Annotated in this window: 26 protein-coding genes; 11 read left to right on the forward strand and 15 right to left on the reverse strand. The window is 64.9% G+C overall.

Features of this window, described 5'->3' with window-relative positions:
* Nucleotides 1–48: 48 nt before the first annotated feature.
* From HB675_RS20730 to ddpX, 6 genes are read right to left on the reverse strand one after another with little or no spacing between them, the layout of a single operon-like run.
* Nucleotides 49–1014, reverse strand: coding sequence for an ABC transporter ATP-binding protein (locus tag HB675_RS20730; protein WP_213880978.1), 966 nt, complete (start codon nt 1012–1014; stop codon nt 49–51).
* Nucleotides 1011–1985, reverse strand: a complete 975-nt coding sequence (locus HB675_RS20735) for an ABC transporter ATP-binding protein (RefSeq protein ID WP_213880980.1) — start codon at nt 1983–1985, stop codon at nt 1011–1013. Before HB675_RS20735 ends, HB675_RS20730 begins: the two co-directional genes overlap by 4 nt.
* Entirely contained in the window at nt 1982–2857 is an 876-nt protein-coding gene (gene ddpC / locus HB675_RS20740; protein ID WP_213880982.1) for a D,D-dipeptide ABC transporter permease, read from the reverse strand. The genes HB675_RS20735 and ddpC overlap by 4 nt, the downstream gene beginning before the upstream one ends.
* Before the next feature lies 1 nt (nt 2858).
* Nucleotides 2859–3875 (reverse strand): ABC transporter permease, encoded by a 1017-nt coding sequence (locus HB675_RS20745; RefSeq protein WP_213880985.1) that lies wholly within the window; start codon nt 3873–3875, stop codon nt 2859–2861.
* A 31-nt stretch (nt 3876–3906) separates the two neighbouring features.
* Nucleotides 3907–5460, reverse strand: coding sequence for an ABC transporter substrate-binding protein (locus HB675_RS20750; RefSeq protein ID WP_213880986.1), 1554 nt, complete (start codon nt 5458–5460; stop codon nt 3907–3909).
* 35 nt (nt 5461–5495) lie between these two features.
* Complete coding sequence (gene ddpX, locus HB675_RS20755) at nt 5496–6059, reverse strand: D-alanyl-D-alanine dipeptidase (RefSeq protein WP_213880988.1); 564 nt, start codon at nt 6057–6059, stop codon at nt 5496–5498.
* Nucleotides 6060–6307: 248 nt separating this feature from the next.
* Between ddpX and HB675_RS20760 the strand changes: the two genes are divergently transcribed.
* Nucleotides 6308–6631 carry a hypothetical protein gene (locus HB675_RS20760; protein ID WP_256737633.1) on the forward strand — a complete coding sequence of 108 codons (324 nt, stop codon included), beginning with the start codon at nt 6308–6310 and terminating at the stop codon, nt 6629–6631.
* A gap of 2 nt (nt 6632–6633) precedes the next feature.
* Here HB675_RS20760 and HB675_RS20765 read toward each other — a convergent pair whose 3' ends face one another.
* Complete coding sequence (locus HB675_RS20765) at nt 6634–7698, reverse strand: GlxA family transcriptional regulator (protein ID WP_213880992.1); 1065 nt, start codon at nt 7696–7698, stop codon at nt 6634–6636.
* Between the two features lie 98 nt (nt 7699–7796).
* Between HB675_RS20765 and HB675_RS20770 the strand changes: the two genes are divergently transcribed.
* Genes HB675_RS20770 through HB675_RS20795 form a run of 6 tightly spaced genes read left to right on the forward strand, consistent with a single transcriptional unit; the run spans nt 7797 to nt 13429 of the window.
* Entirely contained in the window at nt 7797–8666 is an 870-nt protein-coding gene (locus tag HB675_RS20770; protein ID WP_213880993.1) for an ABC transporter substrate-binding protein, read from the forward strand.
* Complete coding sequence (locus HB675_RS20775; protein ID WP_256737629.1) at nt 8666–9442, forward strand: amino acid ABC transporter ATP-binding protein; 777 nt, start codon at nt 8666–8668, stop codon at nt 9440–9442. The genes HB675_RS20770 and HB675_RS20775 overlap by 1 nt, the downstream gene beginning before the upstream one ends.
* Nucleotides 9439–10095, forward strand: coding sequence for an amino acid ABC transporter permease (locus tag HB675_RS20780; RefSeq protein WP_213880996.1), 657 nt, complete (start codon nt 9439–9441; stop codon nt 10093–10095). Before HB675_RS20775 ends, HB675_RS20780 begins: the two co-directional genes overlap by 4 nt.
* Nucleotides 10092–10775, forward strand: coding sequence for an amino acid ABC transporter permease (locus HB675_RS20785; RefSeq protein ID WP_213880998.1), 684 nt, complete (start codon nt 10092–10094; stop codon nt 10773–10775). The genes HB675_RS20780 and HB675_RS20785 overlap by 4 nt, the downstream gene beginning before the upstream one ends.
* A 3-nt stretch (nt 10776–10778) precedes the next feature.
* Nucleotides 10779–12206: an amidase gene (locus HB675_RS20790; RefSeq protein WP_213881000.1), complete on the forward strand. Its 1428-nt coding sequence runs from the start codon at nt 10779–10781 to the stop codon at nt 12204–12206.
* Nucleotides 12206–13429: an FAD-dependent oxidoreductase gene (locus tag HB675_RS20795; RefSeq protein ID WP_213881002.1), complete on the forward strand. Its 1224-nt coding sequence runs from the start codon at nt 12206–12208 to the stop codon at nt 13427–13429. Before HB675_RS20790 ends, HB675_RS20795 begins: the two co-directional genes overlap by 1 nt.
* Here HB675_RS20795 and HB675_RS20800 read toward each other — a convergent pair.
* The 3 genes from HB675_RS20800 to HB675_RS20810 are packed head-to-tail and all read right to left on the reverse strand — an operon-like array spanning nt 13400 to nt 16578.
* Nucleotides 13400–14647: an FAD-dependent oxidoreductase gene (locus HB675_RS20800; RefSeq protein ID WP_213881066.1), complete on the reverse strand. Its 1248-nt coding sequence runs from the start codon at nt 14645–14647 to the stop codon at nt 13400–13402. The two genes, HB675_RS20795 and HB675_RS20800, sit on opposite strands and share 30 nt — an antisense overlap.
* Nucleotides 14648–14664: 17 nt before the next feature.
* Nucleotides 14665–15612 (reverse strand): dihydrodipicolinate synthase family protein, encoded by a 948-nt coding sequence (locus HB675_RS20805; protein ID WP_213881004.1) that lies wholly within the window; start codon nt 15610–15612, stop codon nt 14665–14667.
* A 39-nt stretch (nt 15613–15651) separates the two neighbouring features.
* Nucleotides 15652–16578: a 4-hydroxyproline epimerase gene (locus HB675_RS20810; RefSeq protein WP_213881006.1), complete on the reverse strand. Its 927-nt coding sequence runs from the start codon at nt 16576–16578 to the stop codon at nt 15652–15654.
* 136 nt (nt 16579–16714) lie between these two features.
* Here HB675_RS20810 and HB675_RS20815 point away from each other — a divergent pair, with 136 nt between their 5' ends.
* Entirely contained in the window at nt 16715–17473 is a 759-nt protein-coding gene (locus HB675_RS20815) for an AraC family transcriptional regulator (RefSeq protein WP_213881008.1), read from the forward strand.
* A 97-nt stretch (nt 17474–17570) separates the two neighbouring features.
* On the opposite strand, the gene HB675_RS20820 is transcribed toward HB675_RS20815, so the two are convergent.
* Nucleotides 17571–19145: a sensor domain-containing diguanylate cyclase gene (locus HB675_RS20820; RefSeq protein ID WP_213881010.1), complete on the reverse strand. Its 1575-nt coding sequence runs from the start codon at nt 19143–19145 to the stop codon at nt 17571–17573.
* Between the two features lie 175 nt (nt 19146–19320).
* Here HB675_RS20820 and HB675_RS20825 point away from each other — a divergent pair, with 175 nt between their 5' ends.
* The 3 genes from HB675_RS20825 (at nt 19321) to HB675_RS20835 (ending at nt 22921) form a co-directional block, all read left to right on the forward strand.
* Nucleotides 19321–19563 carry a hypothetical protein gene (locus tag HB675_RS20825; RefSeq protein ID WP_213881011.1) on the forward strand — a complete coding sequence of 81 codons (243 nt, stop codon included), beginning with the start codon at nt 19321–19323 and terminating at the stop codon, nt 19561–19563.
* Between the two features lie 23 nt (nt 19564–19586).
* Nucleotides 19587–21608: an FUSC family protein gene (locus HB675_RS20830; protein ID WP_213881013.1), complete on the forward strand. Its 2022-nt coding sequence runs from the start codon at nt 19587–19589 to the stop codon at nt 21606–21608.
* Between the two features lie 125 nt (nt 21609–21733).
* Entirely contained in the window at nt 21734–22921 is a 1188-nt protein-coding gene (locus HB675_RS20835; protein ID WP_213881014.1) for an MFS transporter, read from the forward strand.
* Between the two features lie 21 nt (nt 22922–22942).
* Here the strand turns inward: HB675_RS20835 and HB675_RS20840 are convergent, their stop codons facing one another.
* The 4 genes from HB675_RS20840 to HB675_RS20855 all read right to left on the reverse strand — a co-directional run bounded on the left by HB675_RS20840 (nt 22943) and on the right by HB675_RS20855 (nt 25008).
* Nucleotides 22943–23263: a hypothetical protein gene (locus tag HB675_RS20840; RefSeq protein WP_213881015.1), complete on the reverse strand. Its 321-nt coding sequence runs from the start codon at nt 23261–23263 to the stop codon at nt 22943–22945.
* Between the two features lie 306 nt (nt 23264–23569).
* Nucleotides 23570–23746: a hypothetical protein gene (locus HB675_RS20845; RefSeq protein WP_213881017.1), complete on the reverse strand. Its 177-nt coding sequence runs from the start codon at nt 23744–23746 to the stop codon at nt 23570–23572.
* 151 nt (nt 23747–23897) lie between these two features.
* Nucleotides 23898–24119, reverse strand: coding sequence for a hypothetical protein (locus HB675_RS20850; protein ID WP_213881019.1), 222 nt, complete (start codon nt 24117–24119; stop codon nt 23898–23900).
* A gap of 94 nt (nt 24120–24213) precedes the next feature.
* Complete coding sequence (locus HB675_RS20855) at nt 24214–25008, reverse strand: SDR family oxidoreductase (RefSeq protein ID WP_213881021.1); 795 nt, start codon at nt 25006–25008, stop codon at nt 24214–24216.
* Between the last annotated feature and the right edge of the window lie 30 nt (nt 25009–25038).

The raw sequence follows: 25038 nt of genomic DNA on the forward strand, positions 1-25038 counted from the left end.
ACAGGATGCTGTAGTGGCGGGTAAAGGGACGGTAAATTTTTCGATACGTCAGGGGCCTGTGCCGGTGCTCGCCCGGTGACAGCGGACCCACTGCGCTGCTCCTGGCAGCAATGCCTGAGGCCTTTCACACCCCTGCGCAGCCTGCGGGCAGCGGTCACGGAAGAAGCACCCCGGCGGCAACTGCCGATTGCCCGGCAGCTCGGTGGGCGCTGCCGACTCGTCGGCATCCGGCCGCACGCCCAGGCGCGGCACCGCGTCCAGCAGCAGCCGGGTATAAGGATGCCGAGGCCGTTCGAGCACCTGCTCGGTCGTCCCCAGTTCGACAATCTGCCCCAGGTACATCACCGCCACCCGGTCGGCCATGTGCCGCACCACCGCGACATTGTGGGAAATCAGCAGGTAGGTCAGACCGTGCTGTCGCTGCAGGTCGCGCAGCAGGTTGAGGATTTGCGCCTGCACCGAGATGTCCAGCGCCGAGGTGGGTTCGTCCAGCACCATGATGTCCGGATGACTGGCCAGCGCCCGGGCGATGGCGATGCGTTGGCGTTGCCCCCCGGAGAACTGGTGGGCAAAGCGGCCCAGGGCTTCGGGGCGGATGCCCACCTGAGCCGCGACTCTGGCGGCGATCTCGAACAGCTCGCGGCGGGGCACCGAGCGCTGCACGAAGAGCGGTTCGGTGATGAGTTTCCACACCGGCAGGCGCGGGTCCAGCGACGACTGCGGGTCCTGAAAGACGATCTGCACATTGCTGCGCCGCTCGCTGGCCGAGTTGTACACCCACTCCACAGTACCGGCGGTGGGCGTGAGCAGCCCCATCAACAATTGCGCCAGGGTGCTCTTGCCGCACCCGGATTCGCCCACCACCCCCAGAGTCTCGCCGGCGCCGACGTCCAGATCGACGCCGTTGAGCGCATGGGCCAGCGACTTGGGACGGCCGCGCCAGTCATGGCCCAGGGCAAAGTGCATGCGCACGCCCTTGAGCCGGAGAATAGCCCGCGGGTGGCTGTCGTTCATGGGCCGACCTCCAGCCAGCAGGCGCGTTGATGGTCACCGTGGCCGCGCAACAGCGGCCGCTGAGCGCAGGCCGGCATGGCTTTATCACAGCGTTCGCGAAAGGTGCAGCCGCTCGGCAGCTCGGCGAGGTCCGGCACTTGGCCACGGATACTGTGCAACTCCGCGCCGGGCCTGGCCTGCCCAGGGAGAGCGGCCAGCAGGCCCTGGGTATAGGGATGCTGCGGCTGAGCCATGACCGCATGCACAGGACCGTGCTCCACCACGGCACCGGTGTACATCACATAAACCCGGTCGCAGAACTGCGAGACCAGCGCCATGTCGTGGGTAATCAGCAGCACGGCGGTGTTGCGCGCCCGGGCTTTCTCGCGCAACAACAGCAACACTTGCCGCTGCACCGTGACGTCCAGGGCGGTGGTGGGCTCGTCGGCAATCAACAGCGGCGGGTCGCAGGAAAACGCCAACGCGATCATCACCCGCTGGCGCATGCCGCCTGACAACTCGAACGGGTAGCTGGCCATGACGGCCTCGGGATCGGCAATGTGCATGTCGCGCAGCAGGCTCACGGCTCGCTCGGTGGCCTGTGCCTTGCTCAAGGGCTGGTGATGGCGGATGACATCAAGCATCTGCCGGCCGATGCGCCGGGTCGGGTTGAGGGCGGTCATGGGCTCCTGAAAGATCATCGCGATGTCGCGCCCGCGCACTTTCAGCAATTGGGCTTCGCTGGCCGCCAGCATGTCCCGGCCCAGCACCCGCAACTGCCCCGCGGTGACCCGGTAACTGTGCTCGGCCAGCAGGCGCAGGCTGAGCAGCGCCGTGACCGATTTGCCCGAGCCGGACTCGCCAATCACCCCGACAATCTCGCCGGGGTGCAGCCTCAGGCTGACACCATTGAGCACCTTGGCTGTCGAACGCCAGGCCGGAAATTCGAGGCTCAGATTGTCGATCACCAACACCGCTGGCGGCATGTTCATCGCCCCTGCTGCCTGGGGTCGAGCAGGTCGCGGATGCCGTCCCCCAATAGATTGAAACCGGTGGCAGTGATCAGGATCGCCACCCCGGGACAGGTCGAGTACCACCACTGATCGAGGATGTAATTGCGCCCGGTGGCGACCATCGCGCCCCATTCGGCGGTGGGCTGCTGGGCTCCAAGGCCAATGAAACCCAGCGCCGAGGCCATGAGGATGGCGCCGCCGATGTCCAGGCTCAATTGCACCAGCAACGGCGGCAGGGCGTTGCGCAGCACATGCCAGCTCACCAGATGCCAGCGCCCGGCGCCGAAGGTCAGCGCCGCCTGAACATAACCCATCTGGCGAATGCTCAAAGCCTGGCCACGGGCCAGGCGCACGTAGGCCGGGATGCGCACCAGGGTGATGGCCAGCATGGCGTTGAACAGGCTGGGACCCAGCGCCGCCCCCAGAGCCATGATCAACACCAGTGAGGGCACCGACAGCATGATGTCCATAAGGCGCATGATCAGGCTGTCCAGACGGCCGCCTGCCACACCGGAGAGGCAGCCCAGCAGGCCGCCGATGATCCCGGCCGCGAAGGCCACGAACAGGCCGACTCCCACCGACTGCCGGCTGCCGTACAGCACTCGGCTGAACAGATCACGGCCCACTTCATCGGTGCCGAACCAGTGGCTGGCGCAGGGCTCGGCCAGGCGGTGGGCGAGGTCCAGCGCATTGGGGTTGTGGGTCGCCAGCAGCGGCGCAAAGACCATGCACAGCAGCACCAGCAGGGTGATGGCCAGCCCGGCCAGGGTCAGCGGGCTGCGCCGGACACGGTGGCTCAGCCAGCCCAGGCGCTGAAAGCGGGGAAGGGGCGTGGTGGTCAAGGACGACATGTCAGCGGACCTCGGCAATGCGCGGATCAATCACCCGGTACACCAGGTCGATCAGCAGGTTGAGCAGCACATAGACGAACGACACCAGCACCGCAAACCCCATCACCGCCGGGAAGTCCAAAGACTGGATCGACTTCACCACATAGGCACCCATGCCCGGCCAGGCAAACACTGTCTCGGTCAGCACCGCGCCATACAGCAGGTCCCCCAGCGCCAGGCCCAGCACGGTCACGGAGGGAATCAGCGCGTTGGGCAGCGCGTGGCGCAGAATCACCGTCCAGCGCGACAGCCCGTAGGCTCTGGCGGTGCGGATGTAGTCTTCACCCAGTTGCTCGAGCATGGCCGCGCGGATCTGCCGGGCGATCACCCCCAGGTTGACGAAGCCCAGGGTGATGGCCGGCAGAATCAGGTGCTGCCCGGCACTGGCGAGCTGCTCCGATTCGCCCGCCAGCAACGCGTCGATCAGATAGAAACCGGTGACGGTTCGGGGTGGCTCCAGCCCGTCGTCCAGTCGGCCACCGCCGGGCAGCCAGCCCAGATGGCCGTAGAAATAGACGATCAGCCCCAGGCCCAGCCAGAACGCCGGCGTCGAGATGCCGGTCACCGCCAGGGTTCGCGCCAGTTGGTCGATCCAGCGGTTGTGGTACACCGCCGAAAGGATGCCCAGTGGCACCCCCACCAGCAGCGACAGGGTCAACGCACAGACGGCCAGCTCCAGCGTGGCGGGGAAATAGGCTTGCAGGTCTTCCAAAACCGGCCGGCTGGTGCGAATCGAGGTGCCCAGATCACCGTGCAGCAGTTGCCACAGGTAATGCCCGTATTGCTGATACAGCGGCAGGTCCAGCCCCAGTTGGTGACGCATATGCGCCACCAGCGCGTTGCTGGCCCGGTCCCCGGCCAGCAACCGCGCCGGGTCGCCGGGGATCAGGTGGGAGATGGCAAACGTGATGAACGACACCCCCAGCACCACCAGCACCAGACCTGGCAGGCGTCTGGCGAGGGTGGTCAGGAGGGCCATGGGGTCCACCGGCTGGCAACGCCTCGGTTGGTCACTTGCTGATCGTCGCCAGGTTGAACACCTGTTCGAGCATCGGGTTGAACACATAGCCCTTGACGTTGCTGCGCATGGGCAAGGTGTAGGCCTTCTGATAGAGGTAGGCGTAGACACTGTCCCCCAGCACGATCTTCTGCGCCTGCTGGTACAGCGCGGTGCGTTTGGCCTGGTCATAAGTGGCCGCCGATTCGCGGATCAATGCGTCCACGGCCGGGTTCTGATAGAACGAGCGGTTGCCTGCCAGGCCTTGCAGCTTGGAGTCGAACCAGTAGTTCATGAACATGTAGGGGTCGGCAAAGTCCGGACTCCAGGAGCCGATGGCAATGTCGAAGTCGCCGCTGCCCAGCCGTTCGCGCATCGAGGCGTTGGCCATTTTCTCCAGCTTGAGGTTGACCCCCAGCGGCGCCAGACCGGCCTGCAGGGTCAGGCCGATGGGTTCCCAGTTGGGGTCCTTGTCGGAATACAGAAAGCTCAAGCCGGTCAGCGGCGTCGGCAGTTTGGCCAGATCGGTGCGGGCCTTGGCCAAGTCCTGTTTCATCGGCGCCAGGGAGGCGTCGTAGCCCCACATGCCTTGGGGGATCGGGCCGTTCATGGGTTTGGCCTTGCCCTTGAGGATGCCCTGGATGACGCCGTCATAGTCCAGCGCGTCGACAATAGCCCGGCGTGCGTCGGGGTTGTCCATGGGCGCTTTCTTGTTGTTCAGGTACAGGTAGGTGACCCGCAGGGACGGATAGTCACCAACGGTGATGTCCTTGTCCTTGCTCAGGGCTTCGAGCTGATCTTCCGGCATGTCTTCGATGATGTCGAGGTCACCATGCTCCAGCTGCAAGCGGCGCACCGAGGCCTCGCCGATGATCTTGATCACCACCTTTTTCAGGGTCGGTGCGGTGCCGGCATAGTGACTGTTGGGCTCCAGGGTCAGGGACTGACCCTTTTGCCAACTGCTCAGGCGAAACGCCCCGGAACCGGCGGTGTGGGTGGAAAGCCAGGCATTGACGTCGCCGTTCTTGACCACGTCCGGATTGATGATGGCGCCGCCGTCGTGGGCCAGGGTGTAGAGGAACGGCGCGTAAGGGGTCTTGAGGCTGAAGCGCACGGTCATGGGGTCGACCACGGCCACGCTCATGTCCTCGGGGAAGGCCGCAGACGGGCCTTGCTTGAGGGCCATCAGCCGCTCGAAGGAAAACTTCACCGCGTTGGCGTCCACGGCGGCGCCATCGTCGAAGTGGTTGCCGGGCTTGAGTTTGAACTCCCAGACCAGATTGTCCGCCGAGGTGGTCCAACTGCTGGCCAGGTCACCTTGCACCTCGGTGCTGCCCTTGCCGTTTTCCACTTTGTAGGCCACCAGCTTCTGGTAGGCCGGGTACGTCACGGTCCAGTCGTTGTTGTCGATGGTCACCGCCGGGTCCAGCGTCTGCGGGTCGGCCGCCTTGCCGATCACCAGAGTGTCGGCCGGGGTGGCGGCGCTGGAAGCTTGCCAGGCCCCCAGGCTGAGGGCGCTGCACAGCAACAGTCGAGCGAGATGACGCGGGCGTGCGGTGAAATTCATGCCGGTTCCTTGAACATTCGAAAATGAAAGGGGTGTCAGTTACTGGCAGGGCGGATCGATGGGTCGTCCAGCAGCGGATAGTCCTCGGCCTCCGGCAGTTCGTAGTGCCACCATTCGCTGGCAATCGGCTTGAAACCGGCGGCCAGCATGATGCCCAGCAGCATCAGACGGTTACGTTGCACGGCAGGCGGCAGGTCCGGGTAGAACTGATGGGACAGTTCACGCATATCATCAAAGCCGGTACCCATGTCCAGGACCTCGCCGCTGCCGGCGTTTACCAGGGTCAGGTCCACCGCCACGCCACGGGTATGGTGCGAGCCCAGGCGCGGATCGCGGACGTATTCGGGGTTGGGCAGCGCTTCCCAAAGCAGGTCCTGGGCGTAGGGCGGGCGGTAGGCGTCGAAGATGCGCAGGGTGAAACCGGCCTGCTGCGCCAGGCGACTGGCCAGACGCAGGCACTGCTCGGCATCGCGGTGCAGGAGGCAGCGGGTGTCGCGGTAGATCTGTTTGCCAGCCAGGTTGTCGACGCCGGCATAGATCAGGTCGATCTCGACCTTGAGGGCCCGGGCGTCCACTTCGATCAGTGGGCTGCTATTCACTTCGACACTCCCAACCATAAGATTGCAGATTGATAGCATTCAAATTTTTGCTGTGACAAGCGACTTTTGCAGCTTTTGTGGTTTTTCTTTTTTTGGCTGCATGGTGGTGCGCGATCAGGGCCTGGATGCACGAATGCGGGCATGCGTGCCGGTATTTCAACGAAGAAGGCAATTTGATGGCCCCCCCGGTTGCACGCTTTGGACAAAATCCCGCCCCCCTTCAGATGCTCAGGCTTGCACCCATGCGGATGGTGTTTTTTGCGTTTTTGCCCTTCCTGTTCACCGGCGCGGCCCTGGCGGCCGATGCCAAGGCCCTCAAAGACAATGACCGCTACACCTGCGCCTGGGGCGCCGGCACCGCCGAGCGGGCCCAGGCGCTGAAGTTGAGTGGGGTGTCGCTGTACGCGGCGCGGCAGAAAATCCAGACCTTGAAATTCGACAAGAGCTGGAAGCGCATGCTGGCCATGCGCATCACGGAGCAGACCTACGACAGCCCGTCGCGCTACAGGCCCGCCGCCGTGCGCGAGATCTTCTACAACGACTGCGTGAAGTATAAAGTCGCCCGCCATTAGGCTCAGCCTGACGCCAGGGCCTTGCGCAGCTTGCCCGGCGCCATGCCGAACTGGCGCTGGAACAGCCGAATGAAATGAGCGTCATCGGCAAAGCCGCACTCGAAAGCGATCTCGCCGATCTGCCGGTCCGAACTGACCAGTAACCAGCGTCCGAACCGCAGGCGTACCTGGCGGTAGAACTGCGCCGGGCTGGTGCTGACCTCGGCCAGGAACAGGCGCTCGAGCTGGCGCTTGCTGGTGCCGATGCGCCGTGCCAGCGCCTCGATTTCCAGTGGCTCGGCCATGTGGGTTTCCATCAACATGATCGCTTCGTGCAGGCGCCGGTTCGACGAGCTGGCATAGCCCAGGGCCTTGCGCCGGTCGACCAGGCTGCTGGCGCCGCTCTTGGCCACGGTCATCTGGTGCACCACCTTGCCGGCCCGATCCGGGCCGCAATGCAGGCCGATCAGATGGATGGCCAGCTCGATCACCGAGACGCCCCCGGCGCAGGTGGTACGGTCACCGTCGATGACAAAGTCATTGTGACTGACGAAGCGCAAGCCGGGGAACAGCCGTTTCCAGTCGTTGGCGTGGTAAGCGTGCACACAGGCCGTCCGGCCCGCCATCAGGCCGTGGCGCGCCAGCACGAAGCTGCCCGTGCACAGGCCGATCAGCGGCACCCCGGCCGCAACGGCGTCGTGCAGGAATGCCGGGTAGCTTTTCGGCACTTGCTCCAGTGAGTCCAGCAGCCCGCCAATCACCACCACGTAATCGAACCGCTGAGGGTCGGCCAGTTCGCTGTCGATGGGCACGTCCAGCCCGCCGCTGGAAATCACGCGCTGGCCAGGGGTGCCCAATACGTTCCACTGGCAGCGAATGGGCCGGCTCTGATCGCCCGTATCGGCAGCATGGCGCAGCGCGTCGGTCAGCCCGGACAGTGACAGCAGCGGGAAACGCGGCCACAGCAGGATACCCACCGACAACTCACTGGCGCCGCGGCGTGGCGGCGGATGGCGGGCCTGGCCCTGATCGAGCTGCGAAACCAGTTGATCGGGGGCATCCGGCGAATGTCGCAAATCTTCAACCATTCGTGCAAAGCATCCAACTGATCGGCGCGGCCCCGGCCCTAGGATGAAGGCCTGCCAAACACCTGCTGTTGACGATAAATTCGAACGAGGAGCAAAGCATGAAACGTTCCATCAAACCCCATCTGACCGGTCTGTGTGGCGCCTTGATGCTGACCCTGCTGAGCGCCATGCCGGCGTTTGCATTGAGCACCGTCGAGCCGGGCGACTTCACCATCGCGTTTAGCGGCGATATGCCGGGCACCGGCTATCAGGACAGCAAGATGGTCGGCTACGACGGTGAAATCCTTCAACAGATTGCCGACAAGCTGGGCCTCAAGGTCAGGCCGGCACTGATGGAGTGGTCCGGCACCATCGCCTCGGTGCAGGCCCGGCGCGTCGACGTCATGGCCGGGACCATGGGCTGGACCCCACAACGGGCGAAGATCATGAACCTCAGCGACCCGATCCACTACTTCAAGAACGGCATCACCCAGACCGACAAGACCGACTGGCACACCCTCAAGGACTTGCAAGGCAGGAAAGTCGGGACCATCACCGGCTTCTCCTTCATCCCGGAAATGCGCAAGATCGACGGCCTGCAAGTCTCCCTCTATGACACTTCCGACGCCGCCGTGCGCGACTTGATCGCCGGGCGCATCGACGCGGTGATCGGCGACCCACCGGTGATGCAGTACGCGTTGTCGCGCAACCCCCAGTGGCACCTGCGCTTCAATGCCTTCACCGACAATGACCCGAACTTTCCGCTGCTGACCGGCCTGGGCCAGGTGGTGTTCGGTTTCAACAAAGACAACCCGCAGTTGCTGGCGGCAGTCAATCAGCAGATCGATGCCATGTGGAAGACCTGCGCCATGCGCGACATCGGCGCGCGCTATGGCCTGACCCAGGACGTCTGGTTCAAGCCTCAGGGCTCCGACCCGCGGCTTGAGGTGGATCGCCCGGCCGGCTGGGCGCTGCCGGGTTGCCAGTGATGGCGCCCTTGTTGCGGGTCCATGACCTGCACAAAAGCTACGGTGAACTGCCCGTGCTCAAGGGCATCAGCCTGGCGCTGAACGCCGGGGAAACCCTGTCGCTGATCGGCCCCAGCGGCTCGGGCAAGTCCACCTGCCTGCGCTGCATCAATTACCTGGAAAAGCCGAACCGTGGCGATATCTGGCTGGACAACGCTTTGATCGGCCAGGTGCGCCATGGGGGCAATGCCCGCCTGATGAGCGACCGCGAGCTGGCACCTCAGCGTCTGGAGATCGCCATGGTCTTTCAGCTGTTTCACCTGTGGCCGCACCTGAACGTGCGGGACAACGTCGCCCTCGGGGCGATCAAGGCGCGCGGCACGCCGCGCGCCCAGGCGTATGAACTGGCCGAAGCCATGCTGCGCAAGGTGCACCTGGGGCACAAGGCGGATGCGTGGCCCGAGCAGCTCTCCGGCGGCCAACAGCAGCGGGTGGCCATCGCCCGGGCACTGGCCCAGCAGCCCAAGGTGATTCTGTTCGACGAGCCGACCTCGGCCCTGGACCCGGAACTGGTGGGGGAAGTGCTGGCGGTGATTCGCGAGCTGGCCCAGGAAGGTCGCAGCATGATCATGGTCACCCACGAGGTCCGCTTTGCCCGCGACGTCGCCGACCGGGTGATTTTCATGGACGGCGGCGAGATCGTCGAACAAGGGCCTTCGGTTCAGGTCATCGACCACCCGCAGCATCCGCGCACCCGCAGTTTTCTGGGGCGTATGGCCGAGGAGTACGCGCGATGAACCGCTTCGAGACGCTGCTGAGTCTATTGCCGCTGTTGCTCAAAGGCGCGCTGACCGCGCTGGAAATCGCCGCCAGCGCGTTGCTGCTGGCGACCTGGGGCGGCTGGGTGCTGGCCCTTGCCCTGACCTTCAGCGGTTCGCGCAGCGGGCGCGGGCTGATTGCCTGTTTTATCGAGTGGATGCGCAATGTACCGGCGCTGGCGCACTTGTTTCTGATCTATTTCGGCCTGTCCTACGTGGGCATCAATCTGTCGCCGTGGCTGGCGGCCACCATCGGCCTGAGCCTGGTGGGCAGCGCGGTACTGGCCGATACCTTTCGCAGCGCCTTGCAGGCCCTGCCGGTGGGGCAGTTCGAAGCCGGTCTGTCGGTCGGGCTGACGCGTGCGCAGGTGGTGTGGCACGTGCTGTTGCCCCAGGCCTGGCGCCAGGCTCTGCCGGCCTATGCCAACTACGTCACCCAGTTGATCAAGGACACCTCCATCGCCTCGGCCATTGCCGTGCCGGAGATCATGTTTCTGGCGCGCAACCTGGTCACCTCGACCTTTCAGACGTCATTGATCTACCTCGCGGTCTTGGCCCTGTATGCAATGATCATCGTGCCGGTCGGCCTGGGCTTTATGCGCCTGGAGCACCACTGGAGGCTGGGCCGATGATCGATTTTCTGCGGCAATACCCGGAATACTGGTCAGACTGGAGCCGGCGCCTGCTGCAAGGCGCGGCGGTGACCCTGGCGTTGTCCCTGAGCGCCTTCCTGCTGGCGATGGCGATGGGCACGCTGCTGGTCTGCTTGCTCAAGAGCCCGTTCGCGGCCTTGCGCCGCGGCGCCCAGGTGTTTATCCAGGCGATGCGCGCAGTGCCCTTGCTCGCCTTGCTGCTCACCCTGTACTTCGCTTTACCCAGTGTCGGTCTGACCTTGCCGGGTGCGGTGGCCGGGGCATTGGGGCTGGGCTTGCAGGGCAGTGCCTACATCGCCGAAATCCTGCGCGGTGGCCTGGACGCTGTGCCGCGCGGGCAGCGCGAGTCGGCGCTGGCGGCCGGTCTGACGCCTTGGCAGGCACTGCGCTGGGTGGTATTGCCCCAGGCAGTGCGCACGTTGTTGCCGCCGCTGCTCAATGCCTATGTGTCGATCCTCAAGGACAGTTCGCTCTGTGCGCTGATCGCGACCAATGAGTTGATGCTGGCAGCCCGGGCCATTGCCTCGGAAAGCTTTTTGCCGATGCACATCTTTCTGCTGGTGGGGCTGTTCTATTTCGCCATTGCCTTTCCGCTGTCTTTACTCTCGCGGTGGCTGGAAAGGCGTGTTTCCCGCGGCCACAAAAGCCTTCGAGGTTGACCCATGAACACGCTGGACACCCAGACCTTCCATAGCATCGGCCGCTTGCAGCAGGCCTTGCGCAGCGGCCAGCTGACCAGCCAGGCGCTGGTCAGGCAGCAGCTGGCGCGCATCGAGTGCTTCAATCCGCAACTCAATGCTTACGTCGAGGCTTACCACGAACGCGCCCTGGCCGCCGCATCGGCGGCTGATCGGCAGCGCCAGGCCGGCATCGACCTGGGCCCACTGCACGGTATCCCGGTGGCCATCAAGGATCTGTTCGACGTGCAGGGGCGGGACGTTACCGGCGGTTCCCGGGCCCTGGCGCCGCGCCGCTCGCTGAGCACCGCGACGGCCGTGAGCCGCCTGGAAAGGGCGGGCGCCATTGTCATGGGGAAGACCCACACGGTCGAATTTGCCTTTGGCGGCTGGGGCACCAATGCAGTCATGGGTACGCCGTGGAACCCCTGGGACCGTCAGGTGCACCGCGCCCCCGGTGGGTCCAGCAGCGGATCGGCGGTCGCCGTTGCAAGTGGCCTGGCCAGCGCTGCACTGGGCACCGACACCGGCGGCTCGGTGCGCATACCGGCTGGGCTTTGCGGGCTGGTGGGGCTCAAGACTACACGGGGTCTGATCAGCCGCCACGGCCTCATCGAGCTGTGCCCGTCACTGGACAGCGTGGGGCCGATCACCCGTACCGTGGAGGACGCGGCCTGGATGCTCGATGCCATGCTCGGCGCTGACTGGCAGGACCCGGTGTCCTGCCGCGCGCCGGTGTTCAGCGCGGCGGCCGGCCTGCACCTGCCGGTCACCGGCCTGCGGGCCTGGGTCTTGCCCCACGCCGAGCGGGTCAATGTTGCCGCCCAGGTGCTGGCCGTCTATGACCGCAGCCTGCTGGTCCTTCAGGGGCTGGGGCTGCACTTGGTGGAACAACCCTTGCCGGTGCCGCTGGAACACTGCATGCGCGTGGCCGGCGGGCTGATGAGCGCCGAAGGCTATGCCAGCCTCGGCAGCCTGTTCGAGCGTGACGACCTGACCTTCGACCCCCACGTGCGCCGCCGGGTGCTGGCGGGCAAGGGCATCGATGCCAGCGGCTATCTGGCGCTACAGCAGCAACGGCGCAGCGCCCGGGCCGCGATGGCCCAGGCCATGCTTAATGTCGACGTCTGCGTGTTTCCCACCCACGCTGTCGGCAGCTTGCCCTTGGCCGAGATCGATGAGTACGGTACGCCCTTGGCGCTGCTGGGGCGCTTCGCCAATCTGCTGGAGTTGTGCTCGGTGGCGCTGCCGGCTGGCTTCGACGGGCAGGGCATGCCGGTGTCGATCCAGGTGGTTGGCCGTGCCTTCGCCGAACCGCTGATCCTGCGGGTTGGCCAGGCCTGGCAGCAGGCCACCGACTGGCACTTGCACCCTCCCTGCGGCTGGGCGCTGGCCGACGCAGAGGTGGCCTGATGGAAGTCTGTGTGATCGGCGCAGGCATCGTCGGCCTGACCAGTGCCTGGGCGCTGCAGCAGGCCGGGCATCGCGTCACGGTGGTGGAACAGGCTGGCGGGCCGGGGCTGGGCGCCGTGGCGGGCAACGGCGCCCAGTTGAGTTATAGCTATGTGCAGCCGCTGGCGGACCCCTCATTGCTCCCGGGGCTGGCAAAAATGCTTTTGGACCGTACCGGTCCCTTGAAATTTTCGCCGCGCTGGAGCCCGGCGCAATGGCGCTGGTGCAGGGATTTTCTGTTCGCCTGTCGCACTGAAGTGTCACGCCAGACCACGATCGAGCTGCTGATCCTCGCGCAGGAAAGCCGGCAGGCACTGGATGCTTTTTTTGCCCGCCATGCACCGGCCTGCGACTTTACCCGCACAGGCAAGCTGATGCTGTATCCGACCGCGTCCAGCCTGGACGGGGCCATGGCCCAGCTGGAGTTTCAGGCCCGTCTCGGCGCCCGGCAACAACGCCTGGGGGTGGCCGAGACCTTGGCGCTGGAACCTGCGTTGCAGCCGTACGCCGGGCAGTTCCATGGCGCTATCTACACCGCCAGTGAATGCGCGGTGGATGGCCTCAAGCTGTGTTCGCAGTTGGCGGCGCTATTGGCCACGCAGGGGGTGGTGTTTCATTACGGCCAGACGGTGCGAGGGTTGAACCGGCGCGGCGAGCGAGTCGAGAGTGTGACACTGGAGGGGGGAGGGCAGCTGCACACCGAGTCGGTCGTGCTGGCGGCGGGCAGCCAGTCCACCGATCTACTGGCCGCACTGGGGGTGCGCTTGCCGGTGTACCCGCTCAAGGGCTACAGCATTACTTTGCCGACACGGCCCGATGCTCCGATGCCATCGGTGAGCATCACCGATGTGCGACGCAAGACGGTGTTTGCCCGCCTGGGCGAACGCCTGCGGGTGGCCGGAATGGTCGAGCTGGGCGCCGACGCGTCCATACCGCTGGCGCGCATTCTTCAGTTGCAGGCTTCGACCCAAGCCCTGTTCGGCCCGGGCTGGGACCTGAGTGATTGCCAGCCTTGGTGTGGCTGGCGCCCGGCAACCCCCACGGGACGGCCCATCCTGGCCGCACTGGGCGCGCGCAATGTGTTCGTCAACGGGGGGCATGGGGCGCTGGGGCTGACCCTGGCGTTCGGCAGTGCGGGGCGGCTGGTCAAGCTGTTAGAAACGTGTGAGACGGTAAGGCGCTGAAGGCGGCAGCGAGGCGATGCGCGTGTCGGCATGCACCGCCAACTGCGTAATCATCTCGGCAGTCACCGCCGCCTGGGTCAGCCCCAGGTGTTGATGGCCGAAGGCCAACAGCACCCGTCCGCCACAGGTCTGGTCGATAACCGGCAGCGAATCAGGCAGGGACGGCCGAAAGCCCATCCACGGGGTGGCGCCGTCCCGATTCAGGTCCTTGCTGAACAAGCCCAGGCTCAGCCGGTGCAGCTGCCAGGCACGGGCCATGGTCGGCGGCGCCTCAAGGCCGGCGAACTCGACGGTGCCGGCCAGCCGCAGGCCATCGGTCATGGGCGTCATGATGAACTTGCGCTCCCATGAGGTGACCGCAAAAGGCAGCCGTCCATGTTCCTGGGGCAGCATCAGGTGGTAGCCCCGCTCGGTGTCCAGCGGTACACGGGTCCCGGTCAACGCCCGGGTCAACGCGGCCGAATGAGCACCGCAGGCGATCAACACCCGGCGTGCCGACAAGGCACCGGAGTCGGTGCTCAGGGTGACGCCCGGGTCAGTGACCTGCCCGCCGTTGACGTTGCCGAGCCGAAACTGCACCCCGCCCGCCTTGGCAGCCGCCACCAGGTGGTCGAGTACGTGGTAGGGGTCCACCACGTGACCGGTCTGGGGGAAGAACAGCCCGCCGAGAATCTGCGGGCTCAGTTGCGGTGCGGCGGCGTGCACAGCTTCGCCAGACCAGAACGCCACCGGCACCTGCTGTTGACTCAGCCGTTGTTGGTGCGCCTCAAGCGCCGGTCGTGAGCCGGTTCGCTCGTAAACCAGCAGTGAGCCGTCCACCTTGAGCAGGTCGGGGCGGCCGGTGGACTGCAACAACCGCTGCCAGGCGCCCAGACTGCTTTCGTTGAGGGCGCGCAAGCCCGCTACCGTGCGCTGGTAAGGCGCCGGCCGCAGGTTGGCCAGCAGCCGGGTGAACCACGGCAGCGCCTGCGGCAAGTATTTCCAGTCCAGCCGCAAGGGCCCGAGGGGGTCCATCAACATCGCGGGCAGCCGCTTGAGGATCGAGGCATCGGCAATCGGGAACACCTGCTCGGTGGCCAGGTGTCCAGCATTGCCATAAGACGCTCCCCGGCCCGGTGCCTGCCGATCGATCACCTGCACCCGCAAGCCCTGGCGTGCCAGCGCCAGGGCGCAGGTCACGCCGATGATGCCGGCCCCGACGATGACGATATCGGGCATGAGGTCGGTGTTCGCCATCAAGCAAGGTTCTGTTCGGCCGACCAGTTGGCGTACCACTGGCGGAACAGGCTGTACTGGTTTTCGGCGTAGTGGCGCTGGGCGTCGCTCAGGGCGTCGGTTTCGTTGAAGTGCAGGCTGTATTCGCTGTCGCCGTTGAGCACCATCAGGTGTTTATAGAACAGCACCAGGTCGGTGCCTTCATCGAACGAAGACAGCACCGCCAGCGCCGACTCCAGTTCACCGGCCAGGCGCCGGGCCTTGGCATCGCCCTGGGCCGCTTGCTTGCTCAGGGCCACCAGTTGCAGCACTTCACGGGGCAGGGCGTTGCCGATGCCGGTGATGGCACCGGTGGCGTTGCAATTGACGAAACCATGCACCACTTGGGTGTCGACGCCCACCATCAGCGTGACTTGATCATCGCGAGAGGTGATGTTTTCGGCGGCGTAGCGCAAGTCGGCGGCGCCGCCGAACTCCTTGAAGCCTATCAGGTTGGGGTGCTGGCTGCGCAGTTCAAAGAACAGGTCGGCGCGGGTCGCAAAACCGTAGTACGGGCTGTTGTAGATCACCGCCGGCAGGTTCGGCGCCGCATCGAGCACGGCGGCAAAGTGAGCTTTTTGCGCAGCCGCCGAAGCGCCACGGGAGAGCACCCGTGGAATCACCATCAGGCCTTTGGCACCGACCTTGGCGGCATGGGCGGCGTGGGACACCGCTTCACGGCTGTTGACCGCGCCTGTGCCGACGATCACCGGCACCCCGGCGGCCGCCAGGCGCGCCACGCCTTCCTGACGCTGGGCTTCGGTGAGCAATGGCCAGTCGCCCATGGAGCCGCAATACACCACAGCGCTCATGCCGAGGCCGATCAACTCGCGACCCTTGGCCACCAACGCGTCGAAGTCAGGCTGACGCTCTGCGGTGCAAGGGGTCATCAACGCGGGGATGCAGCCGGTAAAGATGTTATCGCTCATGGTCACTCCGGGAAGGCTGAAAAATGGAAAGGAAAGGGCTCAAATGCCCCAGGCAAAAGGGTCCTGCTCGTCGATCAGCAAGGTGCTGTCGGCCGTCATGTAGGCGCGGCCGGTGATGAAGGGCCGCACGCGCTCGCCTTCCCATTGGAAATGGCCCTGGAACTGGCTGCCGGTGATGCCCGCCTGCACCCAGAGTTGGTGTTCGGCCAGCTTGCCGTCGGCCGCCAGGCACGCCAGCTTGGCGCTGGTGCCGGTGCCGCAGGGTGAGCGGTCGTAGGCCTTGCCGGGGCACATGACGAAGTTGCGGCTGTCGGCTTCAGCGTCATCGGCGAACAACTCGACGTGGTCGATGATCGCACCGTCTTCGCCGAAGATGCCCTGCGCCTGCAGAGCGTTGAGCAGGGTCCAGGTGAAATCGGTGAGGCGCTCGACATGACTCAGTTCCAGCACTTCGTCTTGCTCGGCCACCAGGAAGAACCAGTTGCCGCCCCAGGCGACATCGCCGTGCACCTTGCCATAACCGGGAACATCGACGGGCACCCGTTGCTGGAAGCGATAGGCCGGCACATTGCGCACGGTCACCGCGCCGTCCTCGTGGAGCGTGGCGCTGACCTGGCCCACCGGCGTGTCAATGGCGTGCTCGCCGGCGGCGATCAAGCCCAGATGGTGCAGGGAGGCGACGAGGCCGATAGTGCCGTGGCCACACATGCCCAGGTAACCGCTGTTATTGAAGAAGATCACCCCGCAGGTGGCATTCGCCGAGACTGGCTCGACATACAGGGCGCCCACCAGCACGTCGTTGCCCCGGGGCTCCAGCAGGCAGGCGCGGCGCCAGGCGTCATGCTGGTCACGCAGGGCGTCGCGCTTTTCGGCGAGGGTGCTGCCGGCCAGGGCCGGGAAGCCGCTCATTACCAGGCGGGTCGGCTCACCGCCGGTGTGGGAGTCGATCACGTGGACCTTTTTCATTCGTCGCCTTTGTGCTGGGGTCACTTGAGGCACTAGAGTGACCGCTTGGCGGCCGTCGGGCTTGATGTTTTTCACCCACATTGATGACGAAATCGGCATAGTGTGCGCATCAGTCGCTGGTGAACGAGGCTTTTTCATGACCGATAACCTGTTCCAGGCGCTGGCCGGGCAACGCCCCGAGAGCCTTGCGCAGATGCTTGCCGGCGTGGCACCCATGGGGTCGCTGTTCGACGCCATCCCCAACGCGGTGATCTTCATCAAGGACCTGCAAGCCCGCTATGTGCTGGCCAACCGCACGCTGGTGCAGCGCTGCGGCCTGAAAAAGGTCGAGGCGCTGCTGGGCAAGACCAGTGCGCAGATCTTCCCCGCCCCGTTGGGGCCGGGCTACACCGAGCAGGACCGCCGGATACTGGAAGAAGGGCTGATGCTGGAAGACCAGTTGGAACTGCACTTGCATGACAGTCGCGAGCCTGGCTGGTGCCTGACCCACAAGCGCCCGATTCATGACCAACAAGGTCGCATCATCGGCCTGGCGGGCATCTCGGTGGACCTGCAGACCGCGAGCGACGCCCACCCCGGCTTCGCGCGGCTGGTGGCGGTGGATGAGCATATCCGCGCGCATTTCAGCGGTCGGGTGACTCTGAAGGACCTGACTCGCATCGCCGGCCTGTCGGTGGCACAACTGGAACGCTACTGCAAACGGGTGTTCCACCTGACGCCGCGGCAGATGATCCACAAAGTCCGCCTGGAACACGCCCATTGCCTGTTGCACACGGCGCTGCCCATCACCGACGTGGCCTTGCAGTGCGGCTACACCGACCACAGTGCCTTCACCCGGCAGTTCAAGCAATTGACCGGGTTTACCCCCAGGCAATATCGGCAGAGTCTGGGGTGACTCCTCGAGCGCACACCACACGCGCGTACGCATAACGGCCACCGCGCCCCAGGACGGCTCCCACAGGACCGTGGCTGGCTTCGGCACTGGGGAAAGGTCACGATGGCGGCGCTGCAAAAGGCTCCAGCGTGCTATTGCCCAGTGCCGAATGCCAGCGATCACGGCCGTTGTTCTTGGCCATGTACAAAAAAGCGTCCGCCGCCTTGATCAGGCCCACAGGTGTGACCACATCAGACATCGGCAGGCAGGTGGCAATGCCCGCGCTGGCGGTGACGAAGCCCAGCGGGTGGTCGGCGTGCTCGATGTGCAGCGCCCGGATGGCTTGCAGCAGGGCTTCGGCGATCTGGCTGGCACCGGTGCTGGTGGTGTCGGGCAGCAACACCGTGAACTCCTCGCCGCCATAGCGCACGGCCAGGTCGGCGGGCCGCTTGAGGGTCTGGCGAATCACTGCGCCGACCTGGCGCAGGCACTCGTCGCCCATGGAGTGACCATAGCGGTCATTGAAGCGTTTGAAGTAGTCGACATCGAGCATGATCATCGCCAGGCAATAGCCCTGGCGCCGGGCGCGGCCCACTTCCTGCTCCAGCACCAGGTCAAGCCGGCGGCGGTTGCCCAGTCCGGTCAGGCTGTCGGTCAAGGCCATTTCCTCCATGGCCCGGTGGGCCTGGAGCAGGGCGTTCTCCATGACCATGCGCTGGCGCAACTGGCTGAGCACGATGAAGCCGAAACCCGACAGCCCGGCGATCAGCACCAGGAGAAACAGGACCGTCTTGATCACGCCCCGACGCCAGGGGCCGACGAACGATTCACGCGACAGTCCGGCCTCCACCACCAGCGGATAGCGGCTCAGCGCCCGGTAGCCGTACAACCGGTCAGTGCCGTCGACCACGGCCTTGATCTGGGCAACGCCACTGTCAGACAGTGGCAGGTAACGGCGGAAGATCTCGCTTTGGGCCAGGCTTTGCTCAGTGATGCCGGGGATAAACGGGCGCCGCACCAGAATCCGGCCGTTGCGCATGGCCAGGACAATGGCGCCCTTGTCGTCGATCTTGAAATCGCCGTAGAAATCGACGAAGTAACTGACCCGCACCGTGCCCAGCAGCACACCGGCAAAGGTGCCGTCCGGGTTATCGAGCCGGCGCGACACAGGAATGATCAGCTGATCGGTGGAGCGGCTGCGCACCACCTCGCCGATACGCACGCGGCGTTCGTCATGGGTGCGGTGATAGATGAAATAATCACGGTCGGCATTGTTGGCCGATTCCGGGGCGATGTCCTTGTCGGTGACCACCCAGCGGCCGTCAGGGCCATAGATGTACAGGCCATCGAGCTGCGGCATGATCGCCGCCTGCTGCACCAGCAGGGCGTGCACCCGAGGTACATCGAGATGGTCCAGGCCATCGCCCTCGATACGTTCGCCAAGGGCATCGGTCAGCACGTCAACTTGGCGAATCGCATCTTCGGCATGCTGGGCGGTGGCCCGCGCCAGGTTCACCACCGTGTCGTTGGCCTGGGCGAACGCCTGCTGGTAATCACGCCAGGCCCGCCAGCCCTCGACCCCGGCGAACGTCAGGATGACCAGCGCAATGAAACCCAACGTCAGGCGAAAGACGGCCCCATTGCGTCCGCCGCCGGTAGCCGCTGGCAGGGTCAAGGCAGGTGGTGTGTCCATACGTCGCCCCATGGCGGCTCTCGATCGGCAAGGTTGTCTGGCTTTGAGGGGCGGCGCGGCCGGTTCGTTCGTCGGCGTAGTGATCAGACTTTTCTCGACGGCTTGCTTAATACTGTATATGCGTACAGTATTGGTCCGTTCCGGATGTGAGACCCCGGGTTTGGAGGAGTGGAGCGTGCGAAGACTGTCGACAATCTGGACCGCCGTGGGGTCTGCGACCGCCGTGTTTGTCGGCGCCGCCTTGGGCGGACTGGAGCTGGTAGAGAGCAACACCATGCTGGTCATTGCCCTGTTGCCGCAGCTGGGGTTCCTGCTGGGCGGGTCCTGGCCTGGCCTGGCGGACGGGCCTGAGGGCGGCGAGACGGATCAATCATGGCTGGTCCTCGAAGAGCAATATGACTACGATGCTAATCATTAGGCAGCTAAGCAGATAAGCCCGTCATGGCGACGTTCCTCCCGCCCGCGCTTGATGATTTCTTCAAGGCCGTGTTCAACCCTTCAAGGCCGGCGTTGCAGTTCGCCGTGAAAAACTTGATCGGCGGTGGACTGGCGCTGTACCTGGCGTTCATTCTCGAGATGCAACAGCCACAGTGGGCACTGACCACGGTGTTCATCGTCAACCAGCCGCTGAGCGGCATGGTGCTGTCCAAGGGCGCTTACCGGATGCTCGGCACCTTTGTCGGCGCGGTGGTCTCCCTGGGCATGATCGCCCTGTTCGGCCAGACGCCCGTGTTGTTTCTGCTGAGCATGGCGCTGTGGCTGGGAATCTGCACGGCAGGCGCTTCGCTGTATCGCAACAATGCCTCCTATGGTTTTGTCCTGGCCGGCTACACCACGGCCATCATCGCCTTGCCGTCAACGGCTGCGCCGCTGAGTGTCTTCGACCAGGCCCAGGCACGGTTTTTCGAAATTACCCTGGGCATCGTCTGCGCCTCGCTGGTGAGCACGGTGTTGTGGCCTCGGCGCATCGAGCACCAGCTCGCGGTCCAGGCACGCGGGGCCTGGCAATCTGGCATGGCGGCGGCCGCGTCCGAACTGCTGGGCACCGACCTGCGCCAGGGGTTGCTCGACGCCTTGGGGCGGATCGTGTCGGTGGATGCCCAGCGTGACCATGCCGCCTTCGAAGGGCCCGATGGCCGTGTTCGCGCCCAGGCCTTGCGGGTGATGAGCCGTGACCTGCTCAGCCTGCTGCGAGTCGCTCGCGGCGTCGCCCGTCTGCGCCTGATGCTCGATCCATCCGATGGCAAGTCCGTCGACCCCTTGATTCAAGGGGTGGCCCAGGCCTTGGCCGACGGAGGCGAGGCGGCCCTGCATCAACAAGCCGTGGTGGTGGATGAAAGCCTGCTGGTCAGCGGCCTGGAGCCGCCGGTGCACCTGTGCCTGATGCGCCTGACGGTGGTCCTGCAACTGGCCGGCGTGGCCGGGCAGACCCTGGCCGCCGTGGAACAGGGCAGCGAAGTGCGCAACGCCCCGGGCCCTCTGGCCTGGCATCGGGACCTCGAACAGGGCGTCATGTCCGGGCTGCGCAGCGCCCTGGCGTTCCTGGCCGTGGCCGGTCTCTGGGTCTTCACCGCATGGCCCGCCGGGCTGGGCGCAGTGTCCATCTGCGGGGTGGTGTTGAGCCTGTTTGCCGGACGCGAGGCGCCGGCGGGGGCGGCGCTGAACTTCCTCAAGGGCATTGCCGTCTCGGTGCCGGTGGCAGCGCTGGTGTCCTTCTTGCTGCCAGGAGGCGACGCGTTTTCCATGCTCTGCCTGGGGCTGGGGGTGCCCCTGTTCATGGCATCCCTGTGCCTGAGCCAGCCGGCCATTGCACCGATCGCGTCGTCGTTCTGTATTTTCTTCGTCAACAACGTGGCCCCGGCCAATGTCATGATCCATGACCTGGATAGCTTCATCAATCGCGCTCTGGCGACCCTGGTCGGGGTAGGGGTCTCGGTGCTGGTGTTTCGGGTGGTCAGCCTTGGGCCGGGGGTGCGGCACTACCGGCGTCTGGTGCAAGCGTCCCTGAGCGACTTGTCGCAACTGACCCGACGACCCCTGGCCCAGGCCGAAAGCTGGTTTGGCGGGCGCATGGCCGACCGTCTGATGCGCCTGGCACGCTACCGCACCCAGCACCCGGACGAGCCGAACCTGGAGTGGCACCACGGTTTGAACGGCCTCGACCTGGGCGGCGAGCTGCTGCACCTGCGCGGCTGTCTGGTCGACGCTGATCCATCGCTGGCGCGGGAACGGGACCTTTACCTGCGCAATCTGGGGCGCTTGTTCAAGCAGGGCGAACCGTCGCCGGGGCAAAGCGACTTGCTGGATGAGCCCAGTGAGCGGTTGCTCAAGGCACTGGACGCCAACACAGGGTTGACGCCCCGGCGTCAGGAGCTGGCCCGGGCGGCGGTAGTGCAGGTGCAGTATGTCTGGCACAGCTGGTGCGGTAACGGTCCGGCCAGTCCGACGCCGCCTCCCGCTTGACGGACGCTTGCAGCGTGCAGGCGGGCCGGGTTCTTCAGGCACTGCTTGACCCGTGCCCCTTTGATTCCCACAATCACGGGCGCAACGACGCTGCGCCGCCTTGTCTTTTTCGAGAACCTCCACTCATGACCATCGAGCAATCCCCCGAGCAGGTCCTGCCTGCCCGCGCCGCCGCGAAAATGGAGACGGCCATGGCGGTCGGCAGCTTTGCCATCGGCACCGGCGAGTTCGCGATCATGGGCCTGATGCCCGACATCGCCAGCAACCTGCACCTCAGCGAACCGCAAGTGGGGCATGCCATCAGCGCTTACGCCCTGGGCGTCATGGTGGGCGCGCCGGTGCTGGCCATTCTCGGCGCGAAAATGCTGCGTAAACACCTGTTGATCCTGCTGATGGCCTTGTACACCCTGGGTAACCTGGCCACGGCCTTTACGCCGAGTTACGCCACGCTGATGGCCTTTCGTTTTATCAGTGGGCTGCCCCATGGTGCCTATTTTGGGATCGCGGCGGTGGTCGCATCGAGCATGGTGCCGGCCGGCAAACGGGCGAGCGCCGTGGCTCGGGTGATGATGGGCCTGACGCTGGCCATGCTGCTGGGCAATCCGGTGGCGACCTTTCTGGGGCAGTTCTTCGGCTGGCGCTCGGCCTTTGTGCTGGTGGGCCTGCTGGCGTTGCTCAACATCGCACTGGTCTGGCGCTTCGTCCCTGATCGCCATGACGAACCACGCAGCGACCCGCGCAAGGAGATGCATGCGTTCAAGCAACCCCAGGTGTGGATGGCGCTGACCATGGCCGCCATCGGCTTCGCCGGGATGTTCTGTGTGTTCAGCTACCTGGCGCCGACCATGCTGGAAGTCACCCAGGTCACGCCGCAGTGGATTCCATTCGGCCTGGCCGCGTTCGGGCTGGGGGCGATCCTCGGCAACATCATGGGCGGCAAGCTGTTTGATCGCTTGCAGTTCCGTGCGGTGGGCGTACTGCTGGTGTGGTCGATTGCGGTGCTGCTGTTCTTTCCCTGGGCGGCGCACTCGTTGTGGGGCGTGACCCTGGGCATTGGCCTGGTGGGCACGATGATCGCTTTGGCCACGCCCTTGCAAATTCGTTTGATGGACATCGCCCATGAAGCGCCGAGCCTGGCGGCAGCCTCCAACCATGCCGCGTTCAACCTGGCCAACGCACTGGGGCCGTGGTTGGGCGGGATGGCCATCAGCGCCGGGTTCGGCTGGACCAGCACCGGCTACATCGGCGCCGCGACAGCGCTGGTGGGCCTGGGGTTGTTCTTGATTGCTCGGCGGATGAAGGGTGGTCAGTGACGCGGTTGCCCGCGCTGGATATCACGCCAAGGGGGCAGGCGGGTTGCGTTTCTCGGGATGGAAAGGGACGGTTGGCTGATCATGCAGCCGTCGTCGAGGCATGTCGAGAGGCTCGACAAGGACCGGGCGATCGGTCGCACGCAACTCTGCCAGGTATTGCACACCGCGCCGGGTCAGGGACAACCGGGTCTTTCCAGGCTGTCCCGCCACGGGCCTGGCATTGACGAAGCCGCTGTAGACGAAGGCGCGAATAAAACCTTCATCGTCACTGCGAAAGGCCAGCCATTGCTGTTCGGCAATCAGCTCCAAAATCCGTTGATGGTCATCGCGGTAGTGTTGCATGGGGCTCTCCGGGCCTGCTCGCAGGCAAGGATGCGCGTTTGCCATCGGTATTTCCATAGCCGATGGCTTACACAGCGTGGCGGTAAATCGCCGTTTACGCGCCGTTGGATCCGAGGCTTAATAACCCCATCAACCGAAGTGCAGGAAGCCCTTCGGCGTTCAAGGACGAACGGCCATGCCAGGACGGTGGCGACAGGATGTTGGATGGCCTTGATACGAGAAGAACCCGCTCCGGCGGGTTTTTTATCGCCTGGACGTATGAGCCATGGTCCGCAGCGGGCTGAAGGCGATCATGAACGGGCCGGATCACTTGCGCGGCTTGACCTGTTTTTCTCGCGCCGCCGATTGGGCGGCCGTGTCACCCCGGGACTTGTTCTTGCGGTGCTCCGAGTCGTTGCCGTGCAGCGCATCGTTGTCGCGCTCGACCTCGCCGGGTAGTTGTTGATCGCCTGAATATTCGGGGTGTGACGTGGAGGGTTTCATCGTCCGTTTCTCCTTGGATCAGGCACTTGAGCCGGCTCGGCCGGTGGCGCCCGTTGTTGGCCCACAGGGTGTTTGAGCCGCGGTCTGACGGCGAAGTTCGGCGCGCTGGTCATTTTTTACGCGATGGCACAACGCGTGGACGAATCTTGTCTCAGCACAATCCGGTCTGGTGCAACGCTTCGCTGATCTGACGCAGGTCACGCAGCGGATAGGGCGTCGCATCGCGCTTGGCTTTGCAGTCGTGGGCATGGGTGAACGGCCGCTTGGCATTGGCGAGGTCCCACACCATGTGGCAATGCCGGCAAACGATGTGCGTACCGTTGACATGCCAGTTCTTGCGCCATTTCTCCAGGGGCAGGTAGCTGATGATCATGGGTCTCTCCGTGCTGGGTAAAAGATTGACCACTGACCGCCGTCAGGGTTTGGTCTTTTTGCAGCCAGCACGCAGTGACCGCCGGCGTAACCGCTCAGACGATGTCGTCAACCACGCCGCCATCTACCCGCAGCGCGGCGCCGGAGGTGGCGCTGGCCTGGGGTGAGCAGACGTAGACAATCATGTGAGCCACCTCGTCCGTAGTGGCCGCCCGTTGAATGATCGAGCTGGGGCGGTTGGCCATGACGAACTCGGCCGCGACGGTTTCCAGTGACTTGCCGCTTTTTTCCACCTCGGTTTTGAGCATGACCGCCAGGCCGTCCGACAAGGTTGGCCCCGGCAATACGCTGTTGACCGTCACGCCGGTGCCGGCCACGCGCTTGGCCAGACCGCGAGACAAGCTCAACTGGGCGGTCTTGGAGACCCCGTAATGGATCATGTCGGCCGGAATATTGCGCGCCGACTCCGAGGCAACGAACACGACTCGGCCCCAGCCTTTATCCACCATGGCCGGGAGCAGGGCACGGCTCAGGCGCACCCCGGACATCACGTTGGTGGCCCAGTACTGGTCCCAGACGTCGTCGTCGGTGTCGAAAAAGTCCTTGGGCCCGTAAATGCCGGCATTGTTGACCAGCACATCGATCATGCCGGCGCCCTTGACCAGCGTCGCCACGCCTTCGGCACTGCCCAGATCGGCAGCTACGCCGGCAAACTGGCCGCCCGACACTTCGGACTGCAATCGCGTGATGGCCTCACCGACCGACTTCTCGCTGCGGCCGTTGATTACCACCGTGGCGCCAGCCTCGGCCAGGCCCTTGGCGATGGAATAGCCGATGCCGCCGGTGGACGCGGTGACCAATGCACGTTTGCCGCTCAGATCAATGTTCATGGTGACTCCTTCAGGCAGGTGGGTATGGAA

Source organism: Pseudomonas sp. dw_358, assembly GCF_018449655.1.
In the GTDB taxonomy this organism is placed as follows: Bacteria; Pseudomonadota; Gammaproteobacteria; order Pseudomonadales; family Pseudomonadaceae; genus Aquipseudomonas.

Coding starts and splice junctions, on each gene's coding strand:
- HB675_RS20730 (WP_213880978.1), bottom strand. CDS start 1,014: ATGAACGACAGCCACCCGCGGGCTATTCTCCGGCTCAAGGGCGTGCGC.
- HB675_RS20735 (WP_213880980.1), bottom strand. CDS start 1,985: ATGAACATGCCGCCAGCGGTGTTGGTGATCGACAATCTGAGCCTCGAA.
- ddpC (WP_213880982.1), bottom strand. CDS start 2,857: ATGTCGTCCTTGACCACCACGCCCCTTCCCCGCTTTCAGCGCCTGGGC.
- HB675_RS20745 (WP_213880985.1), bottom strand. CDS start 3,875: ATGGCCCTCCTGACCACCCTCGCCAGACGCCTGCCAGGTCTGGTGCTG.
- HB675_RS20750 (WP_213880986.1), bottom strand. CDS start 5,460: ATGAATTTCACCGCACGCCCGCGTCATCTCGCTCGACTGTTGCTGTGC.
- HB675_RS20760 (WP_256737633.1), top strand. CDS start 6,308: ATGGTGTTTTTTGCGTTTTTGCCCTTCCTGTTCACCGGCGCGGCCCTG.
- HB675_RS20765 (WP_213880992.1), bottom strand. CDS start 7,698: ATGGTTGAAGATTTGCGACATTCGCCGGATGCCCCCGATCAACTGGTT.
- HB675_RS20770 (WP_213880993.1), top strand. CDS start 7,797: ATGAAACGTTCCATCAAACCCCATCTGACCGGTCTGTGTGGCGCCTTG.
- HB675_RS20775 (WP_256737629.1), top strand. CDS start 8,666: ATGGCGCCCTTGTTGCGGGTCCATGACCTGCACAAAAGCTACGGTGAA.
- HB675_RS20780 (WP_213880996.1), top strand. CDS start 9,439: ATGAACCGCTTCGAGACGCTGCTGAGTCTATTGCCGCTGTTGCTCAAA.
- HB675_RS20785 (WP_213880998.1), top strand. CDS start 10,092: ATGATCGATTTTCTGCGGCAATACCCGGAATACTGGTCAGACTGGAGC.
- HB675_RS20790 (WP_213881000.1), top strand. CDS start 10,779: ATGAACACGCTGGACACCCAGACCTTCCATAGCATCGGCCGCTTGCAG.
- HB675_RS20795 (WP_213881002.1), top strand. CDS start 12,206: ATGGAAGTCTGTGTGATCGGCGCAGGCATCGTCGGCCTGACCAGTGCC.
- HB675_RS20800 (WP_213881066.1), bottom strand. CDS start 14,647: ATGCCCGATATCGTCATCGTCGGGGCCGGCATCATCGGCGTGACCTGC.
- HB675_RS20805 (WP_213881004.1), bottom strand. CDS start 15,612: ATGAGCGATAACATCTTTACCGGCTGCATCCCCGCGTTGATGACCCCT.
- HB675_RS20810 (WP_213881006.1), bottom strand. CDS start 16,578: ATGAAAAAGGTCCACGTGATCGACTCCCACACCGGCGGTGAGCCGACC.
- HB675_RS20815 (WP_213881008.1), top strand. CDS start 16,715: ATGACCGATAACCTGTTCCAGGCGCTGGCCGGGCAACGCCCCGAGAGC.
- HB675_RS20820 (WP_213881010.1), bottom strand. CDS start 19,145: ATGGACACACCACCTGCCTTGACCCTGCCAGCGGCTACCGGCGGCGGA.
- HB675_RS20830 (WP_213881013.1), top strand. CDS start 19,587: ATGGCGACGTTCCTCCCGCCCGCGCTTGATGATTTCTTCAAGGCCGTG.
- HB675_RS20835 (WP_213881014.1), top strand. CDS start 21,734: ATGACCATCGAGCAATCCCCCGAGCAGGTCCTGCCTGCCCGCGCCGCC.
- HB675_RS20840 (WP_213881015.1), bottom strand. CDS start 23,263: ATGCAACACTACCGCGATGACCATCAACGGATTTTGGAGCTGATTGCC.
- HB675_RS20845 (WP_213881017.1), bottom strand. CDS start 23,746: ATGAAACCCTCCACGTCACACCCCGAATATTCAGGCGATCAACAACTA.
- HB675_RS20850 (WP_213881019.1), bottom strand. CDS start 24,119: ATGATCATCAGCTACCTGCCCCTGGAGAAATGGCGCAAGAACTGGCAT.
- HB675_RS20855 (WP_213881021.1), bottom strand. CDS start 25,008: ATGAACATTGATCTGAGCGGCAAACGTGCATTGGTCACCGCGTCCACC.